Source organism: Pseudomonas sp. AD21 (assembly GCF_002878485.1).
GTDB lineage: Bacteria > Pseudomonadota > Gammaproteobacteria > Pseudomonadales > Pseudomonadaceae > Aquipseudomonas.
In genome coordinates this window covers 5,180-5,615 of record NZ_NQYG01000118.1, presented here as the reverse complement: position 1 = coordinate 5,615, position 436 = coordinate 5,180, and the positions used below count along the sequence as shown (strand labels likewise).

1 protein-coding gene is annotated in these 436 nt (G+C 61.7%); it reads left to right on the top strand.

All coding sequences use genetic code 11. The annotated features are described in order from the left end of the window. The coding region (tssI, locus tag PseAD21_RS30140) for a type VI secretion system tip protein TssI/VgrG (RefSeq protein WP_256588273.1) at window positions 1-436 on the top strand (436 nt) is incomplete at both ends.

Here is a 436-nt window from a genome sequence, read left to right as displayed (position 1 = left end):
CGGCCGAGTCAAAGTGCAGTTCCACTGGGACCGCGAAGGCCAGGCCGACGACAAAACCAGCTGCTGGCTGCGCGTCTCCAGCGCCTGGGCCGGCGCCCAGTACGGCGGCATCGCCATCCCGCGCATCGGCATGGAAGTGTTGGTCACGTTCCTTGAAGGCGACCCCGATCAACCGCTGATCAGCGGCTGCCTGTACCACAAGGAAAACACCGTCCCGTATGAGCTGCCGGCGAACAAGACCCGCAGCACCTTCAAGACCCTCAGCTCCATGGGCGGTGGCGGCTACAACGAACTGCGCATCGAAGACAAGAAAGGTCAGGAACAGATCTACCTGCACGCCCAGCGCGACTGGGACGAAAACGTCGAGCACGACCAGAAAATCCGCGTCGGCAACGAACGCCACGACACCGTCGAGCAAAACAGCTACACAGAATTC